General features: G+C 54.3%; 1 pseudogene. It reads left to right on the top strand.

Features of this window, described 5'->3' with window-relative positions:
• A pseudogene (locus tag I656_RS18105) lies at window positions 1-314 on the top strand (transposase); the annotation flags it as partial.
• Window positions 315-460: the final 146 nt, after the last annotated feature.

Genomic DNA, 460 nt, shown 5'->3' with positions numbered 1-460 from the left:
ACCGACATGAGCGTCTTTGAAACGCCGGAACGGGCGGCTTCATGGACGGGATTGTCCCCCGGCAACCATGAAAGCGCCGGAAAGCGAAAGAGCACGCGCACGACAAAAGGCAATCCCCATCTCCGATCGGCGTTATGCGAGGCGGCATGGTCAGCAGCTCGATCCAAGACGCATCCCTTGTCCCGAAAGTTTTGGTCGTTGGCGGCCCGGTGCGGGAAGAAAAAAGCCTCATCGCCATTGCTCGGCGGATGTTGGTGATCATCTTTTGCATGATCTCCCGCAAAGAGCCGTTCCGCCAACCACAACTTATTTAGTCTAGCCAAAAGGCAGACAGGTTATACGAGATGCCTAAAATCGGGCACCTCTGCTTTCCTATTGCCTTTTTTGGCCATTTTCAGTATACCCGCACGGATCAGGAGCGTATACCGCACTCACCAAGTGGTGGGGATTTTCACGGAAA

The sequence above is a fragment of the Geobacillus sp. WSUCF1 genome, assembly GCF_000422025.1.
GTDB lineage: Bacteria > Bacillota > Bacilli > Bacillales > Anoxybacillaceae > Geobacillus > Geobacillus zalihae.
The sequence above is the reverse complement of the archived record's forward strand: the minus strand, read 5'-3'. Positions and strand labels throughout refer to the sequence as shown.